This is a genomic window from Microbacterium sp. T32 (assembly GCF_001619615.1).
GTDB lineage: Bacteria > Actinomycetota > Actinomycetes > Actinomycetales > Microbacteriaceae > Microbacterium.
The window spans coordinates 209,865-226,598 of sequence record NZ_LQQP01000002.1 but is presented as its reverse complement, the minus strand read 5'-3'; the positions used below and the strand labels follow the sequence as shown (position 1 = coordinate 226,598).

The following is a 16,734-nucleotide window of genomic DNA, read 5'->3' as shown; positions in this document are numbered from 1 at the left end:
CCCCCCCCCCCCCCCCCCCCCCGCCATCGCGGAGGGCGACGCCTCAGGCCGCGAGCGCCAGGTACGGCTCCCACCGCGGGTCGGACTTGTCCACGCCGCGCACTGTCCAGGACGACCCGTGCGGCGGCCCCGGGATCAGGCGCAGCTCCCACATCATCTCCTGGGGCGTGCGGTCCCCCTTGACGTTGTTGCAGCGCAGGCAGCACGCGACGAGGTTCTCCCACGTGTCCTTGCCTCCGCGCGACCGGGGAAGCACGTGGTCGATGGTCGACGCCGCCTTCCCGCAGTAGGCGCAGCGGTGCGCATCCCGACGCAGAACCCCGCGGCGGGTCACCGGCACGCGGCGCGCGCCGGGCACGCGGACGTAGCGGGTGAGGATGATCACCGCCGGGCGATCGTACGTCCCCGCCGCCGCCCAGACGGGATCGCCGTCCACACGTTCGACGACGGTGGCCTTCTCGTTCATCACGAGCACCAGGGCCCGCTTGAACGACACTACGGCGAGCGGTTCGTAGCCCGCGTTCAGCACCAGTGTGCGCATTCCGTTTCCTCTCGAATGGCCGAGACGGCTTCTCGGATGTTCGACTCGCGACGGTGGAAGAGGCGCTGGGGCATGAAAAAAGGCGCCGTCTATGCAGACAGCGCCCCAGAAGTCGCGGTGAGGCCGCGGCATCCGCTCACACGATGCCGAAGGACGAGCAGCCCGAGCGCATCCATGGTGCGGATGTGAGGCATGGTGTCCATCAGCGTTCCCTTCGGTTCTCCCGACGTCGCGAACAGGCTAACCCACCGCGACACGCCCGGGGTCCGCTCCACAGGGAAACGACAGACGGCGTGTCGGAGAACGATCGTCTCCGGCACGCCGTCTGTGATGCGGTGATCAGCCCGCGTTCTGCTGAAGCCAGGCGTACGGATCGACCACGGAACCGTTGATGTGCACCTCGAAGTGCAGGTGGTTGGCGGTCGAGCTGCCGGTCGAGCCGACGAGGCCGATCAGCTGCCCGGCGGCGACCGTTTGGCCTGCCTGGACCTGGCGGCTGCCGTAGGTCATGTGGCCGTAGGTGGTGGTCACCTTCTGGCCGTTGATGACGTGTTCGATGACGATGCCCACGCCGTAGCCGCCGTAGCTCTCGGACGACACCGAAACGACACCCGCGGCAGCGGCGAAGATCGGTTGGCCCTGCGGCGCGAGGATGTCGACGCCCTGGTGGTAGCCCGAGTCCCACAGGCCGCGGCCGAGGACGTAGCTGGTCAGGGGCCAGCGCACCTCGCCGGAGCCGGGTGCGGTCATGTTCAGGTTGATCGAGGAGACGGCGACGTTGGCGCTGGCCGCGAGCTGCCGGGCGCGCTCGGCGGCGGCCGCCGCGGCGGCCTCCTGATCCTTCTTCTTCTGGATCTCCTCCGCCGTGGTGGCGGAGTAGCTGCTGCGATCCAGGGTTTCGGCGTTCGCGTTCGAGGCGACGACGAGCGACTGGTTGTCGGGGGCCGACATCTCCTGCAGCGTCATGGTCTCGGCCGCGGGCAGCGATGCGGCATAGGCGGGGATGGCCACCGTCGCGACGAGCCCGGCCACCATGGACAGGATCACTGCGCTGCGCAGCGGCTTCGTGTTCCGCCGGAACGACGACGAGTTGGGGGTGGGAGCGGTACGCGAGACCGTCGACGACGCGACAGCGGGCTTCCGCGGGGGGCGGGCGGCGGGCCGGGTGACCGCGGCGCGCGCGCTCTTTCGAGTCTGACCCGTTGCGGGGACCTCGGGCAGGTCCGCGACGGAATCGGTGTGTTCAGCCAAGTTTCCTCCGGCGCCTCTGCGTTCATACGCTGGCTCGTCAGCACTCGATTGTGGGCGCGATGTGCGGGCTTCACCCTCTGCGGACGACGAGCCGGTGAGGCAAACCGCGAGGGGTCCGACGGCGGGCTTCTCGCCTGTGGACCTTTCGAGGCTACCCGAACATAACGAAACTGTCACGCCTGGTACCCCCGCGTGCAGGCGATGGCCGGGTTGCGACGTCTCCGGCCGTCACGCGGCGACACCGTGCGTCACCCGCGCCCGATCGCCGCGCGCGTCGAGTCGCTCCGGGGGCGCGATCGCCCCGCGGCTCAGGCCTCGTCGACGAGGAAGATGTGCGAGGCGACCTCGACCGGCAGCTCGAGTCCGTCCTCGACGCCGTCCATCTCGACCAGGACGTAGCCCTCGTTGAAGCGGTAGTTCCCTCGCGCGCCGGGAAGGACGCCGGCCGCCTTGAGCTGCTGCAGCAGTTCGGGATCGACCTGCGCCGGTTCGGCGAGACGGCGAACCGTGCCGGAGATGGGCTCACCGGCATCCGTCAGCTTGCGCACGAGTCCGACGACACCCTCTTCGAAGGTGGCGCTCGCGACGTCGCCGAGCTGGTCCAGGCCCGGAATCGGATTGCCGTACGGCGACTCGGTGGGGTGGCCGAGGAGCTCGACCAGGCGGCGCTCGACCTGCTCGCTCATGACGTGCTCCCAGCGGCAGGCCTCGTCGTGGACGTAGGCCCAGTCGAGACCGATCACATCGCTGAGGAGGCGCTCGGCGAGACGGTGCTTGCGCATCACGTCGACGGCCTTCTGACGCCCGTCGCCGGTCAGTTCGAGACGCCGATCCTCCGAGACGACGACGAGACCGTCGCGCTCCATCCGGCCGACGGTCTGCGACACCGTGGGACCCGAGTGCCCCAGACGCTCCGAGATCCGCGCGCGCAGGGGGACGATGTTCTCCTCTTCGAGCTCGAGGATCGTGCGCAGGTACATCTCGGTGGTGTCGATGAGATCGGTCATTCAGCAGTCCTCGGGCGTCGTGGCGGTGTTCCCAGCCTACCGACCCCGTCCGACACACGCGCCGGTCGCGTCCGACCCCCGCCCTAGAATCGACGCATGCCGCACGTGGACCTTCCCGCCGACCTCCTGCCCACCGACGGACGCTTCGGATGCGGCCCTTCGAAGGTGCGCGGTGCGCAGCTCGAAGCGCTCGTCACCCGCGGCGCCTCGATCCTCGGGACCTCGCACCGCCAGGCGCCCGTGAAGAACCTCGTCGCCAGCACGCGCGAGCGCCTCGCCGAGCTGTTCCGTCTGCCCGAGGGGTACGAGATCCTCCTCGGCAACGGCGGGTCGACGGCATTCTGGGATGCCGCGGCCTTCGGTCTCATCGAGAACCGCAGCCAGAATCTGGTGTCGGGCGAGTTCGGCGGCAAGTTCGCCGCCGCGGCCGCCGCGCCCTGGCTGCAGGCACCCGACGTGCGCCGCGCCGAGCCGGGCACCCGGGCCGCCTTCGAGGCCGTCGAGGGCATCGACGTGTACGCGTGGCCGCACAACGAGACCTCCACGGGCGTCGCCGCACCCGTCACGCGCGTGCACGGGGATGCCGGAGCCCTGACGGTCATCGACGCGACGAGCGCCGCGGGCGGCATCGATTTCGACGTCGCCGAGGCAGACGTCTACTACTTCGCGCCGCAGAAGAACCTCGGCTCGGACGGCGGCCTCTGGTACGCGGCGGTGTCACCGGCCGCGATCGAGCGGATCGAGCGCATCGCGGCATCCGGTCGGTACATCCCCGAGTTCCTGAGCCTGAAGAACGCGGTCGACAACTCGCGGCTGCAGCAGACGCTGAACACTCCGGCGCTCGCGACGCTCCTCCTCCTCGACGAGCAGCTGGGCTGGATCCTCGACAACGGCGGCCTCAGCTGGGCCGGTGCCCGCACGGCGGAGTCCTCCTCGGCTCTCTACGCGTGGGCCGAGGCGAGCGAGGTCGCGACGCCGTTCGTCGCCGATCCCGCCGACCGCTCCCCCGTCGTCGTCACGGTCGACTTCGACGACTCGATCGATGCTGCGGCGATCGCGAAGAGTCTGCGCGCGAACGGCATCGTCGACACCGAGCCGTATCGCAAGCTCGGCCGCAACCAGCTGCGCATCGCGACGTTCGTCTCGATCGAGCCGGAAGACGTCCGACGCCTCATCGGCGCGATCGACTACACGATCGAGCGCCTGCCGCAGGCCTGACCTCGCATCGCACCGGAAGCCGTCCCGCCGCCGCGGGGCGGCTTCCGTCGTTCAGAGCGGACCCGGATGCCGAAACCGGCGCCGTCAGCGACGGGTGTACGCGATTCAGTAGCTGCGTTCGTGCTCGTCGTCGTCGAAGTCGTCCTCGTCCGAGTCGTCGTCTTCCTCGTCGGAATCGTCCTCATCCGAGTCGTCGTCGGAGTCATCGTCCTCGTCGGAGTCGTCGTCCTCCTCGTCGGAGTCGTCGTCCTCCTCGTCGGAGTCGTCGTCCTCGTCGTCCGCCGAGTCGTCGAGTTCGTCGATGTCGACGCCGTCGAGGTCGCCCGCGTGCAACCGCGCCTTCGGCTCGTCGTCCTCGTCGTCGTCCGAATCCTCGTCGTCGGACTCGTCGTCCAGGTCGTCGTCGTCCTCGTCGTCCAGGTCGTCCTGATCGTCCAGGTCGTCGTCGGACGCTTCACCCGCGGCGGCTGCGGCGGCCTGAGCCGCCTGGTATTCCGCGAGGCGCTTCGCCCACGGCACCCAGTCCGGGGCGAGCAGCGCGCCTTCACCCGGCAGCAGCTCCGCCTCGAGAACCGTCGGCTCGGAGTCCTCCACAACGGCGATCGTCACGGTCCAGTGCCAGCCCGGGTATCCCGCGAGGCGCGTGTGGAACCGCAGCGAGACGACGTCGTCGGCCTCCACGACGTGGCCCGCCGGGGGTCCGATCGTGTCGGCCGGGGTGATCTCCCGGAGCGCCGAGAGCGCGAGGTCGTGTGCGTGGAGCAGTCGCTCGTCGGCGACGGGCTCAGGCTTCGAAGTCATCGGCGACCTTGCGCAGGACCGCAGCGATCTTCTTGGCATGCGCGCCGCTGGGGTAGCGACCGCGGCGCAGGTCGCCGCCGATGCCGTCGAGGAGCTTGACGAGGTCCTCGACGATGATCGCCATGTCGTCGGCGGGCTTGCGGGACCGCTTCGCCATGCTGACGGGAGCTTCGAGCACACGCACCGAGAGGGCCTGGAGCCCGCGCTTGCCGTCCGCGACGCCGAACTCCAGACGCGTGCCGGCCTTGGGGGCGGGTGTCCCGGCGGGCAGGGCGGTGGCGTGCAGGAACACGTCCTGGCCGTCATCGGTGGTGACGAAGCCGAAGCCCTTCTCTTCGTCGTAGAACCTGACCTTGCCGGTGGGCATGGACACCTCGCTGAGTGTGTGCGCGATTGCGCGGCGGAACGCGGAACCCGATCGGATCCCGGCCCCTCAGCCTACGGCACGCCCGCCAGGCGCTAGGCTGACGACGATGAGCACGCGCACCCCCGACGGCGATGTCCCGATCCGTCGCATCGATCGCATCCTGGCTTTCATGTCGCTGGGGCTGGGCATCCTCTCGATCGTGTGCTTCTTCGTCGTGATCCTCGCGCGGCCCGCCGGTGTCACGAACTTCGGTGAAGGCATCTGGCCGACCATCGTGGTGCTGCCTCTGGTCGCGCTCCCGATCGCCTTTCTCATGATGATGGCCGTGCTCATCATGAGTTTCGTGCGAAGGGCACGCGCCAACAGGGGACGCTGACGTGCCCGAGACCTCCGACCAACGTGCGCTGGCGGTCTCGTTGAGCGCTCTCGACGACGGGGTCCTGGCCGCTCTCCTCGCGGATCGCCACGTGTCGGAGTCCGCGACGTGGCGCGACATGTTCGACGCCGCGGACGCCCTCCTCGATCCCGCCTCCGTCGCTCGAGCCCTCCCCCTCCTGGACCGCGCGGAGGCCGACGCCCTCATCGCGGCGGCGGTCGACGGCATCCCGGTCCCGGATGACGCCCGCGAGGCCCTGCGCGGACGCGGCCTCGTCGACGCGGACGGGCTGCCGTACGCGGTGGTCGCCACGGCGGTCCGCGAGGCCGCCGCCGACGGACTCCCTGACGCCCCCGCCACCGCCGAGGTCCCGGCGTCGGACGACGCCGCCGCGGCCGAGTCGGCGTTCACCCACGCCGCCGCACTGGCGGACGTCCTCCTGCTGACGCTGGAGGCTCCGCTCGGACGCATCGGCTCGGGTTCGCTCGGCGCGGGCGAGCGACGCCGGCTTGTGGATTCCGGAGCCGCCGCGACTCCGGAGGAGGCCGACCTGCTCGTGGGCATGGCCGCGCGGACCGGGCTCCTCGGCACGAACGGTCGCGCATGGCTCGTGACGGCTTCCGGTCGCGCGTGGCTGCGACTGCCCACCCTCGAACGGTGGGCGACGACCGCCCGAGCGCTGCGCGACGCGCTCCCTCGCGCCTACCGCAGGCCGGACGGCGGATGGATGCCACAGGCCACCTGGTCCACCGCGACCCCGTTCGATCCCGCGGGGCCCGAACGCGCCGCACGGTGGACGCACCGCCTCCGCGCCTGGGGGCTGCTGGACGACCGCGGCGCCGTTCCCCCGTGGGGACGGGGACTCTCCGAGGGCGGCGACGTGGACGTGTCGGCGCTCAGCGCGCTGCTGCCGCCCGAGGTGGACCGCGTCTACCTGCAGAACGACCTCACGGCCATCGCGCCGGGACCGCTCGCCCCGCACCTCGATGTACGGCTGCGCAGCATGGCGGCGCGTGAGTCGCGCGCGCAGGCCTCGAGCTACCGGTTCAGCGCCGCGACGATCGGCGCGGCCATCACGGGCGGCGAGACGGCGGACAGCCTGCGCGAGTTCCTGACCGGGATCTCGCTCACCGGGCTCCCGCAGCCGCTCGCCTACGTCATCGAGCGCACCTCGGCCGAGCATGGTCGCGTGCGGGTCACCGCCGACACGGCATCCGGTCTCACCACCGTCCGTACCGACGACGAGACTCTGCGGCGCTCGATGGAGGTCGACACGTCGCTCCGCTCCGTGGCCCTGACCCGGTCGGGCGACGAACTCATCACGCACGTCGCCGCCGACGTCGTCTTCTGGGCGCTCACCGACGCCCGGTACCCCGCGGTCGCGGTCGACGAGGACGGCCGCCCTCGCGCGGTGGACCGCGCGCGGCTCGCCGCCGCGGAGACGCACGAGACGCCCACCGCCGTCTATGCGCCGCTCATCGCCCGGCTGCGGGCCGGGGGCGAGGATTCGGATGCCGCGTGGCTGGAGCGCGAACTCGACCAGGCGGTGCGCGCCCGCGCCGTGGTCGACGTCACCGTCCGCCTTCCGGACGGTTCCGCGCGCGTCTTCCGGCTGGAGGCGACGGGTCTCGGCGGCGGGCGCCTGCGCGGCAGGGACCGCGCCGCGGACGTGGAGCGCACCCTCCCGCTGTCGCACATCGACTCCGTCAGCCCCGTCTCCTGAGCGACCGGCGACGACGCCGCCCCCGGCGCACCGGTAGAATCGAACGCTATGGCTGACGGCCCCCTCATCGTCCAGAGCGACCGCACGGTGCTCCTCGAAGTCGCGCATCCCGACGCGGAGACCGCGCGGCACGAGCTCGCGGTCTTCGCCGAGCTCGAGCGCGCCCCCGAGCACATCCACACCTATCGCATCACGCGCCTCGGCCTGTGGAACGCCCGGGCAGCCGGGCACGATGCGGATGCGATGCTCCAGACGCTGGACCGCTGGTCGCGCTTCCCGGTCCCGGCCTCGGTGAGCACCGACATCCGCGAGACCGTCGGGCGCTACGGCCGGCTCGTCATCGAACGCGACGAGGAGGGGGCGCTCGTCCTGCGCTCGACCGATCCCGCGGTTCTCGGCGAGGTGTCGCGCAACAAGCGCATCTCGCCGCTGCTCATCGGCCACCCCACCCCGGACAGCTACACCGTCGACGCGTGGGCCCGCGGCCACATCAAGCAGGAGCTGCTGAAGATCGGCTGGCCGGCCGAGGACCTCGCCGGGTACACGCCCGGGACCCCGCACCCGATCGATCTCGCGGAGGACGGCTGGAAGCTGCGCCCGTACCAGCGCCAGGCGGTCGAGTCCTTCTCCGAGGGCGGCTCCGGCGTCGTCGTCCTTCCCTGTGGCGCCGGCAAGACGCTCGTCGGCGCCGGTGCGATGGCCGAGACCCGCACGACGACGCTCATCCTCGTCACCAACACCGTCAGCGCCCGCCAGTGGCGCGACGAGCTCCTGCGCCGCACGAGCCTGACCCCCGAGGAGATCGGCGAGTACTCCGGCCAGTCCAAGGAGATCAAGCCGGTCACGATCGCGACGTACCAGATCCTCACCGCCAAGCGCGGCGGGAAGTACGCCCACCTCGCCCTCCTCGACGCGCTCGACTGGGGCCTGGTGCTCTACGACGAGGTGCACCTGCTGCCCGCGCCCGTGTTCAAGCTCACCGCCGATCTCCAGGCGCGTCGCCGCCTCGGACTGACGGCGACCCTGGTGCGGGAGGACGGCCGCGAGGGCGATGTCTTCAGCCTCATCGGCCCCAAGCGCTTCGACGCGCCGTGGAAGGAGATCGAGGCCCAGGGCTACATCTCCCCCGCCGCCTGCTACGAGGTCCGCATCGACCTCCCCGCCGACGAACGCCTTGAGTACGCGGCCGCGGCCGACGAGGAGCGCTACCGCCTGGCGGCCACCGCGCCCGCGAAGATCGACGTCGTGAAGCGCCTGGTGGATCGGCATCCGGGCGAACGCGTGCTCGTGATCGGGCAGTACCTCGACCAGATCGACGAACTCTCGGACGCCCTGAACGCGCCGAAGATCACGGGCGCCACCCCCGTCACGGAGCGGGAGGAGCTGTTCCAGGCCTTCCGCGAGGGCTCGATCTCGCTGCTCGTCGTCTCCAAGGTCGCGAACTTCTCGGTCGACCTCCCCGAGGCCTCCGTCGCGGTGCAGGTGTCGGGGTCGTTCGGGTCTCGCCAGGAGGAGGCGCAGCGTCTGGGACGTCTGCTCCGACCCAAGCAGTCGGGGCACACGGCGAGTTTCTACACGCTCATCGCGCGCGACACGGTCGACCAGGATTTCGCGCAGAACCGTCAGCGATTCCTCGCCGAACAGGGCTACGCCTACACGATCCTGGATGCCGAGGGAATCGGCGCCGCGGCCGCCTGAGCCCTATCAGGACGCGGCGTTTCTCGCGACATCCAGCACTTCCCTGAGTGGAGTCACGATAATGGGGCGCATGACAGCACCGCGCATCCTCGTCGTCGACGACGAACCCAACATCCGCGACCTGCTCATCACGAGCCTGCGTTTCGCCGGATTCCAGGTCCGGGCCGTCGCCAACGGCGCGCAGACCATCTCCGCGGTCCTCGAGGAGGAACCCGACCTCATCGTGCTCGACGTGATGCTCCCCGACATGAACGGGTTCAGCGTCACGAAGCGCCTCCGCGGGGCCGGCTACACCGCCCCGATCCTCTTTCTCACCGCGAAGGACGAGACCGAGGACAAGATCACGGGCCTGAACGCGGGCGGTGACGACTACGTCACGAAGCCCTTCAGCCTCGACGAGATCGTCGCGCGCATCCAGGCCATCCTCCGCCGCACGATGCAGGCGGACGAGGAGTCCGTGATCCGCACGGGCGAGCTCACGATGGATCAGGACACGCACGACGTCAGCGTCGGCGACGTCTCGATCGACCTGAGCCCGACGGAGTTCAAGCTGCTCCGCTACCTGATGCTGAACCCCAACCGCGTGCTCTCCAAGGCGCAGATCCTCGATCACGTGTGGGAGTACGACTTCAACGGCGACGCGGGCATCGTGGAGAGCTACATCTCGTACCTGCGCCGCAAGATCGACCCGCACTCCTCCGAGCCCCTCATCCAGACCAAGCGCGGCTTCGGCTACATGCTGAAGTCCGGCAAGAGCGCCTGAGCGGAGCGCGATCCTGGAGAAATCCGACGATGCCCTGACGCACTGGTGGCGCCGGCTGAGCCTTCGCACGAAGGTCACCGGCGTCACAGTGACCCTGCTGGCGGTGGGGCTCATCGCCGCGGGCATCGGCACCCTGGTGTTCCTGCGCACCACCCTCATCAACAACCTCGACGAACAGCTGGGGCAGCAGGCCGCCGGCAACATCGCCAACAGCATCTTCGTCACCGACCAGGTCGACGGCGAGCCGCGGTTCACGCAGGTCGAGAACGCCCCGCAGATCGGCTCGATGGTCGCCGTCTACGCCCCGGACGGCGCCCGGAAGGCGTTCTACAACGGCACGGCGATGAAGACCGTGCCCGAGCTCCCCGACACGTTCACGGTCGAGCAGACCTACAGCCAGGTCGACCGGCGCATCGAGCTCGAGGACCCCGTTTCGGGTCAGCACTTCCTCGCGCGCGTAGGACAGCTCGTGCTCCCCGGCTACAACGGCGTGTACACCCAGATGGTGATCCAGCCGCTCGCGCCGACCGACCGGATCGTCGCCGCGTACGTGGGCATCTACGGGTTCGTCGCCCTGTTGATCCTCATCGCCAGCGCCCTGCTCACGCGCGCGCTCGTGACGCTGACGTTCCGCAGTCTCGGTCAGGTGGAGACGACGGCCATGGACATCGCGGCGGGCGACTTCAGCCAGCGACTGACCGACATCGTCCCCGACACCGAGGTGGGTCGCCTCAAGACCGCGATCAACGCGATGCTCGCCCGCATCGACGGTGCCCTCAACCAGCGGGATGCCACGGTGCGTCAGATGCGGCGGTTCATCGGCGATGCCAGCCACGAGCTGCGCACCCCCCTCGTCACGATGCGCGGGTACGCCGAGCTGTACCGCATGGGGGCGATCCGCTCCGACGAGGACGTCGCGCAGGCGATGGAGCGCATCGAGAAGGAAGCGATCCGGATGGGCGCCCTGGTCGAGGACCTCCTCGCGCTCGCCCGCCTCGACGAACGGCGCGACGTCGCGATCACGACGCTCGATCTGCGGCCGATCGCGAAGGATGCCGCCCTCGATCTGCGCGTGACGTCCCCGCAGCGCGAGGTCACGGTCGACGACACGACGAGTCGCGCCGCGATCATCCTGCCCGTGATGACGCTGGACGCCGAACAGCCCGCGGAGGGGGCGGCCTCGGCATCCGGCCGTCGTCGCACGGCACCCACGACGTCGGCGATGGCGATCGCCGGAGCGACGCTCTCGCGACTGCGTCGTCGCCGCGACGCGGGCGACACGACCGCGGGCGCCGAGGCGGATACGCACGAGAGGGACGCCTCGTCGGGACCCCAGCGCATGCCGAGCCTCGCGCCCATCGTTCTCGGCGACGAGAACCGCGTGCGTCAGGTCGTCGCGAACCTCCTGGGCAATGCCCGCCGATTCACGCCGGACGACTCCCCCATCGGCCTGCGCGTGGGTGTGGATGCCGCCACCGACATGGGGTGGATCGAGGTCATCGACCACGGCGAGGGCGTCCCCGAGCAGATCCGCGAGCAGATCTTCCAACGGTTCTGGCGCGCGGACACGTCGCGGACGCGCGAGACGGGCGGGTCAGGCCTGGGCCTGTCGATCGTGGCATCCATCGTCGACCTCCTGCACGGGACGGTCGAGGTGACGGATACGCCCGGCGGGGGTGCCACCTTCCGCGTCTCGCTGCCGCTCGCGGAGCGCCGGGATGCCAGCGAGCACGCGCTCATCACGACGCAGCCGCTGGAGCGCCTTCCGGAGGCCCTGAGCCCCGAGGCCACGGACGACTAGTCCCGCGACTTCGGGCACATGCGTGTGAGCGGACATTCGCCCGAAGTCAGCAGGCTCGGACACGAAAGAACGCCCCCTCCCGAAGGAGGGGGCGTTCTTTCGTGCCTAGGCGGGGATCAGAAGTCCATGCCACCGGTCGGGTCGGCGGGCGCAGCCGAGGCCTTCTCGGGCTTGTCGGCGACGACGGCCTCGGTCGTGAGGAAGAGACCGGCGATCGACGCGGCGTTCTGCAGCGCGGAGCGCGTCACCTTGGCGGGGTCGATGATGCCCTGTGCGAACAGGTCACCGTACTCGCCGGTCGCCGCGTTGAGGCCGTGACCCACGGGGAGCTCGGAGACCTTGTTGGCGACGACGCCCGGCTCGAGACCGGCGTTGAGCGCGATCTGCTTGAGCGGAGCCTCGATGGCGACGCGGACGATGTTCGCACCGGTGGCCTCGTCACCCGAGAGCTGGAGGTTCGCGAGCGCGGTCTTGCCGGCCTGGATGAGCGCGACGCCACCACCGGCGACGACACCCTCTTCCACAGCGGCCTTGGCGTTGCGGACGGCGTCCTCGATGCGGTGCTTGCGCTCCTTCAGCTCGACCTCGGTGGCCGCACCCGCCTTGATGACGGCGACGCCGCCGGCGAGCTTGGCGAGGCGCTCCTGGAGCTTCTCGCGGTCGTAGTCGCTGTCGGTGTTCTCGATCTCGCGGCGGATCTGGGTCACGCGACCCTCGATCTGAGCGGAGTCACCGGCGCCCTCGACGATGGTCGTCTCGTCCTTGGTGATGATGACCTTGCGCGCACGGCCGAGCAGGTCGACGGTGGCGTTCTCGAGCTTGAGGCCCACCTCTTCGGTGATGACCTGGCCGCCGGTGAGGATCGCGATGTCCTGCAGCTGCGCCTTGCGACGGTCGCCGAAGCCGGGAGCCTTGACGGCGACCGACTTGAAGATGCCGCGGATCTTGTTGAGCACGAGCGTCGCGAGAGCCTCGCCCTCGACGTCCTCGGCGATGATGAGGAGCTCCTTGCCCTCCTGGATCACCTTGTCGACGATGGGCAGAAGGTCCTTGATGTTCGAGATCTTCTGGTTCGCGATCAGGATGTAGGGGTCTTCGAAGACCGCCTCCTGGCGCTCGGGGTCGGTGACGAAGTAGGGGTTGATGTAGCCCTTGTCGAAGCGCATGCCCTCGGTGAGCTCGAGCTCGGTGCCGAAGGTGTTGGACTCCTCGACGGTGACCACGCCCTCCTTGCCGACCTTGTCGATGGCCTCGGCGATGAGCTCGCCGATCGCGGGGTCGGCGGCTGAGATCGACGCGGTCGCGGCGATCTGCTCCTTCGACTCGACCTCCTTGGCCGAGGCGAGCAGCTCGTCGGTGACGGCCTTGACGGCCTTCTCGATGCCCTTCTTGAGCGAGATGGGGTCGGCACCGGCCGCGACGTTGCGCAGGCCTTCGCGCACGAGCGCCTGGGCGAGAACGGTCGCGGTGGTCGTTCCGTCACCGGCGACGTCGTCGGTCTTCTTGGCGACCTCCTTGACCAGCTCGGCGCCGATCTTCTCGTACGGGTCGTCGAGCTCGATCTCCTTGGCGATCGAGACGCCGTCGTTCGTGATCGTGGGGGCGCCCCACTTCTTCTCGAGCACGACGTTGCGACCGCGGGGGCCCAGGGTCACCTTGACGGCGTCGGCCAGGGTGTTGAGGCCGCGCTCGAGACCGCGACGGGCCTCTTCGTCGAAAGCGATGATCTTTGCCATAAGTGTGTCGTCCCTCCCGGACGGGTGACTTCCAGATTTGGCACTCGACGAAAGCGAGTGCTAACTCATTCTGGCACTCGCCCCTGGGGAGTGCAAGCCACGCGCAGGGCCCGGAGCACGACGACGCCGCGGCCCCCGAGAGCGGGGACCGCGGCGTGTGCGAAGCGGAAGGAGGTCAGGCGATCAGGCGGACCGACTCGGCCTGAGGACCCTTCTGGCCGGACCCGACCGTGAACTCGACGGCCTGACCCTCCTCGAGGACCCGGAAGCCGGACATCTCGATGTTCGAGTAGTGGACGAAGACGTCCTGGCCGTCGGTCACGGTGATGAAGCCGTACCCCTTCTCGGCGTTGAACCATTTGACGGTGCCCTGGGCCATGCGAACTCTCCTGTTGCTGAACGACGAGGTCATCGTAAGCACGCGGACCCGCGCCGTTCCGGCCCGGGCGGGCATTGTTGACACGGCGGCAGCCAACTTTTTACGCCGCGGAAACACGCTGCGGAACGAGGGTCAGGGAGTGGGCTGGGCCGACGCGCGATCGAGGCCGATGACCACGACAAGACGCTTCTCCGCGCTCTCGTCCCCGGACGTGTTCGGGTCGTCCGTGGGCTGCAGGAAGTCGCTCTGCGCGATCTCCGCTCCGCCGATCGCGTCGGCCAGCCCGCGCGCCGCCTCCTGATCCTCAGGACCGCGGTAGTAGACGGTCGTCGTCGCGAAATCGGTCGTGTCGGAGTCCCCCGTCTGCACCGCGTCACCTGACCATCCGAGCGCGACGATCCGGTCGCGAAGTTCGCCGGCGAGCCCGGCGTTCCCGGTGCCGTTGAGCACGAGCACCGAGTACGACGTGTCGATGGCGGCCGGGGTGGTCTCGGTGGCGGTCGGGGTCGGCTCGGCCTCACCGCCGAGCGAGATGCGACCGGATGCCACCAGAACGCCGAAGACGCCGACGACGATCAGGACGACCGTCGCCAGGAGGGCCCAGAAGAAGACGACCCAGCCGCGGGAACGCGGACGCTGAGCCCGGTGGGCGCCGACGCGACCCCCCTCGGCCGGAAGGTCGTCGAAGCGATCCCGAGGGAAGGTCGATCTGGGCATTGGACGATGTTATCGGTCGGATTCTGTGGCGACCCTCAGTGGGCGGCAGCGCGCCCCAACCGCGCGCGGTGCTGCTGCGCGGCCTCGTCGCGGCGACGGCGGAGGCGTCGCACGAGCATGGGGTCCGCGGCCAGCGCCTCGGGATCGTCGAGCAGGCGCCCCAGCAGCTGGTAATAGCGGGCCGGCGCGAGGCCGAACTCCGCGCGGATCGCCTCTTCCTTCGCACCTCCGTGCCGACGCCACTCGCCCTCGAAGACGAGGAATGCACGATCACGGTCGGAGAGAGCCACGCCGTCACGCTACTGCGCGAGGGTCGCGGATCCCGGATGCCACGCCACCCATGCCCCGAGCGGATCGACGCTGGCGAGGATTTCCCCGTCCAGCGCGAGCGCGAACCCGCCGGGCCGCAGCTCGGGCGTCTCGTTCCAGGCGTCGTGGAGGCCGGCGGCATCCAGGGTCACCCATCTCCCCGCGGTGCGGGCGGCGTCGATCACTGCACCGCGATGGCGGCGCGGAACGTGGGCGAGGACACCCGGGGTCGTCACGACCAGGGTCGCATCGCGCGGGGCGAGAGCCGCGAGCGCCGGCAGCGCCGCGGCCCCGTCACCGGCGACGAGGAGCGGCGGATCGGCGGCGGCGATGTCGAGGGCGGCCGTGATGCGCTCACGGCGGCCCTCCTCCCCCGGCCACACCAGCCCGGTGAGCCACGCGCGGTCGCCGGGGTCGCGGGCGTCGAGCGGCTGCAGGTCGATGCCCGCTCGCCACACGATCTGAGGGAGGCGCAGCGGCGGGTCGCCGTCGACGTCCGACTCCAGGACCACCGCACTCGGCCCGTCCGTCGGGTCGAGGCGCGTGACCACGCCGTTCGCTGAACGGAAACGGTACGAGTAGCGGTCGGGGTACAGGCACAGCCCCGCGCTCGCGCCGATCTCGATCAGCGCGATGGGCCCGTCGATGAGCGACAGCGCGGGCAGCAGCGCGGCGCACCGCAGCGGTTCGTTCGTCTGCACGGAGCGCCGCCCGGACTCCGCGACGATCGCGTCCGCATGGGCGAGGACCCACGCGGCCCACGGGTCCCCGGTCACCAGCGGAGCGCCGAGCAGGCGCATGACCGCGAAGACGAGCGGAGGCTGCCGATGCGTGTCGGGGATCCGTGCGAGGACCGCCGCGACGTCCGGATCGGCGGTGACCCGCCGCGCCCACGCCTCGTACACCGGAGAACGTCCCGGAGCCTCGTCGCGCGCGAAGCGCCCGTAGCGGTCGACGACGGCGGTCACGGCATCCTGGTCCACTCGGCGATTATGCCGCCACGGGCACCGTGTCCTCGGGACACGAGAGAATGGAGGGGACGAAGGAGACCATCCATGACCTACGCCGTCGAAAAGTCCGACGACCAGTGGCGGGCAGAGCTCACGCCCGACCAGTACGCGGTCCTGCGCCAGGCCGGCACCGAGCGGGCCTGGACCGGCGAGCTGCTCGACGAGAGCCGCGCCGGCCTCTACACGTGCGCCGCGTGCGGTGCCGAGCTGTTCCAGAGCGGCACGAAGTTCGATTCGCACTGCGGGTGGCCGAGCTTCTACGAGTCGGTACGACCGGAAGCGGTCGAGCTGCTCGAGGACAACAGCCACGGCATGCAGCGCACCGAGGTCCGCTGCGCGAACTGCGGCTCGCACCTCGGTCACGTCTTCCCCGACGGCTTCGGCACGCCCACCGGCGACCGCTACTGCATGAACTCGCTGTCGCTGAGCTTCACCCCCGCCGAAGCGCCCACTGACGAGGCATGAGCGCGCTGGAGGCGATGCGCGACCGCCGGTCGTGGTCGAAGGTCACCGACCTCGCCCCGACCGGCCCCGAGCTGGAGGCGTTCGTCGCCGCCGCCGGTCGCGTGGCCGATCACAAGTCCCTGCGGCCGTGGCGGCTCATCGAGATCCGCGGCACCGACCGTGACGTCCTCGCCCGCGCGCTGAACAAGGCCGACGGCAAGAAGGGCCTGTCGTCGAAGCCGCGTCGCGCGCCGCTGATCATCGCCGTGGTCGCCGACCTCCGGTCGAAGAAGATCCCCGCATGGGAGCAGGAAGCGGTCGCCTCGGGCGTCGCGCACATGCTCAGCCTGGCGCTCGACGAGGCGGGCTTCGGCGTGTTCTGGCGCACCGACGACAACACCCGCAGTCGCGTCCTCGCGAAGGCGCACGGCCTGGCCAAGGGCGAAGTGCTGCTGGGATGGCTTTACGTCGGCGGGAAGCCGGTACGGTCCCGTCCCGTCCGACGGAAGACCGTGGATGCCGCGAAGCACATCTCGCGTCTGCCGGGTGGCAAGAAGCGCCGGAAGGTCGACGAGACCCGCCTCTGATCCGCG

The 16,734-nt window shown here is 70.2% G+C and carries 18 protein-coding genes; 8 read left to right on the top strand and 10 right to left on the bottom strand.

What is annotated here, in order from left to right:
- Positions 1-43: 43 nt before the first annotated feature.
- The 3 genes from AVW09_RS01885 to AVW09_RS01875 form a co-directional block, all read right to left on the bottom strand.
- A complete protein-coding gene (locus AVW09_RS01885) occupies positions 44-541 on the bottom strand; it encodes an HNH endonuclease (protein WP_022877431.1) in 498 nt (165 codons plus the stop codon).
- 339 nt (positions 542-880) lie between these two features.
- Positions 881-1,792 (bottom strand): M23 family metallopeptidase, encoded by a 912-nt coding sequence (locus AVW09_RS01880; protein ID WP_063256388.1) that lies wholly within the window; start codon positions 1,790-1,792, stop codon positions 881-883.
- Between the two features lie 308 nt (positions 1,793-2,100).
- Positions 2,101-2,799: a metal-dependent transcriptional regulator gene (locus tag AVW09_RS01875; RefSeq protein ID WP_063256387.1), complete on the bottom strand. Its 699-nt coding sequence runs from the start codon at positions 2,797-2,799 to the stop codon at positions 2,101-2,103.
- 96 nt (positions 2,800-2,895) lie between these two features.
- Here AVW09_RS01875 and serC point away from each other — a divergent pair, with 96 nt between their 5' ends.
- Positions 2,896-4,017 (top strand): phosphoserine transaminase, encoded by a 1,122-nt coding sequence (gene serC, locus AVW09_RS01870; protein ID WP_022877427.1) that lies wholly within the window; start codon positions 2,896-2,898, stop codon positions 4,015-4,017.
- Between the two features lie 105 nt (positions 4,018-4,122).
- Here serC and AVW09_RS01865 read toward each other — a convergent pair whose 3' ends face one another.
- Together AVW09_RS01865 and AVW09_RS01860 are read right to left on the bottom strand one after the other, a co-directional pair.
- On the bottom strand, positions 4,123-4,818 hold the full coding sequence (locus AVW09_RS01865; RefSeq protein WP_082822752.1) for a DUF3027 domain-containing protein: 696 nt from the start codon (positions 4,816-4,818) through the stop codon (positions 4,123-4,125).
- On the bottom strand, positions 4,802-5,185 hold the full coding sequence (locus AVW09_RS01860; RefSeq protein WP_026095562.1) for a cold-shock protein: 384 nt from the start codon (positions 5,183-5,185) through the stop codon (positions 4,802-4,804). Before AVW09_RS01860 ends, AVW09_RS01865 begins: the two co-directional genes overlap by 17 nt.
- Positions 5,186-5,291: 106 nt before the next feature.
- Here AVW09_RS01860 and AVW09_RS01855 point away from each other — a divergent pair, with 106 nt between their 5' ends.
- From AVW09_RS01855 to AVW09_RS01835, 5 genes are all read left to right on the top strand, one after another.
- Complete coding sequence (locus AVW09_RS01855) at positions 5,292-5,561, top strand: hypothetical protein (protein WP_063256386.1); 270 nt, start codon at positions 5,292-5,294, stop codon at positions 5,559-5,561.
- A gap of 1 nt (position 5,562) precedes the next feature.
- Positions 5,563-7,284 (top strand): helicase-associated domain-containing protein, encoded by a 1,722-nt coding sequence (locus tag AVW09_RS01850; RefSeq protein ID WP_063256385.1) that lies wholly within the window; start codon positions 5,563-5,565, stop codon positions 7,282-7,284.
- 48 nt (positions 7,285-7,332) lie between these two features.
- Entirely contained in the window at positions 7,333-8,982 is a 1,650-nt protein-coding gene (locus AVW09_RS01845; protein ID WP_063256384.1) for a DNA repair helicase XPB, read from the top strand.
- 70 nt (positions 8,983-9,052) lie between these two features.
- Positions 9,053-9,745 (top strand): response regulator transcription factor, encoded by a 693-nt coding sequence (locus AVW09_RS01840; RefSeq protein WP_022877421.1) that lies wholly within the window; start codon positions 9,053-9,055, stop codon positions 9,743-9,745.
- Positions 9,746-9,833: 88 nt separating this feature from the next.
- A complete protein-coding gene (locus AVW09_RS01835; protein ID WP_231901732.1) occupies positions 9,834-11,546 on the top strand; it encodes a sensor histidine kinase in 1,713 nt (570 codons plus the stop codon).
- A 116-nt stretch (positions 11,547-11,662) separates the two neighbouring features.
- Here AVW09_RS01835 and groL read toward each other — a convergent pair whose 3' ends face one another.
- The 5 genes from groL to AVW09_RS01810 all read right to left on the bottom strand — a co-directional run bounded on the left by groL (position 11,663) and on the right by AVW09_RS01810 (position 15,670).
- The gene (gene groL / locus AVW09_RS01830; RefSeq protein WP_063256382.1) at positions 11,663-13,282 is read right to left on the bottom strand and encodes a chaperonin GroEL; all 1,620 of its coding nucleotides are present in this window, start codon (positions 13,280-13,282) and stop codon (positions 11,663-11,665) included.
- A gap of 175 nt (positions 13,283-13,457) precedes the next feature.
- Positions 13,458-13,661 carry a cold-shock protein gene (locus AVW09_RS01825; RefSeq protein WP_022877418.1) on the bottom strand — a complete coding sequence of 68 codons (204 nt, stop codon included), beginning with the start codon at positions 13,659-13,661 and terminating at the stop codon, positions 13,458-13,460.
- A 132-nt stretch (positions 13,662-13,793) separates the two neighbouring features.
- Positions 13,794-14,378 carry a LytR C-terminal domain-containing protein gene (locus tag AVW09_RS01820; RefSeq protein ID WP_063256381.1) on the bottom strand — a complete coding sequence of 195 codons (585 nt, stop codon included), beginning with the start codon at positions 14,376-14,378 and terminating at the stop codon, positions 13,794-13,796.
- 35 nt (positions 14,379-14,413) lie between these two features.
- Positions 14,414-14,668, bottom strand: coding sequence for a DUF3263 domain-containing protein (locus tag AVW09_RS01815; RefSeq protein ID WP_063256380.1), 255 nt, complete (start codon positions 14,666-14,668; stop codon positions 14,414-14,416).
- 9 nt (positions 14,669-14,677) lie between these two features.
- Entirely contained in the window at positions 14,678-15,670 is a 993-nt protein-coding gene (locus tag AVW09_RS01810) for a DUF2332 domain-containing protein (RefSeq protein ID WP_063256379.1), read from the bottom strand.
- A gap of 72 nt (positions 15,671-15,742) precedes the next feature.
- On the opposite strand from AVW09_RS01810, the gene msrB reads away from it, so the two are divergent.
- Both msrB and AVW09_RS01800 read left to right on the top strand, forming a co-directional pair.
- Positions 15,743-16,162, top strand: coding sequence for a peptide-methionine (R)-S-oxide reductase MsrB (gene msrB, locus AVW09_RS01805; RefSeq protein WP_063256378.1), 420 nt, complete (start codon positions 15,743-15,745; stop codon positions 16,160-16,162).
- Positions 16,159-16,728 (top strand): nitroreductase family protein, encoded by a 570-nt coding sequence (locus AVW09_RS01800; protein WP_063256377.1) that lies wholly within the window; start codon positions 16,159-16,161, stop codon positions 16,726-16,728. The genes msrB and AVW09_RS01800 overlap by 4 nt, the downstream gene beginning before the upstream one ends.
- Positions 16,729-16,734 lie beyond the last annotated feature (6 nt).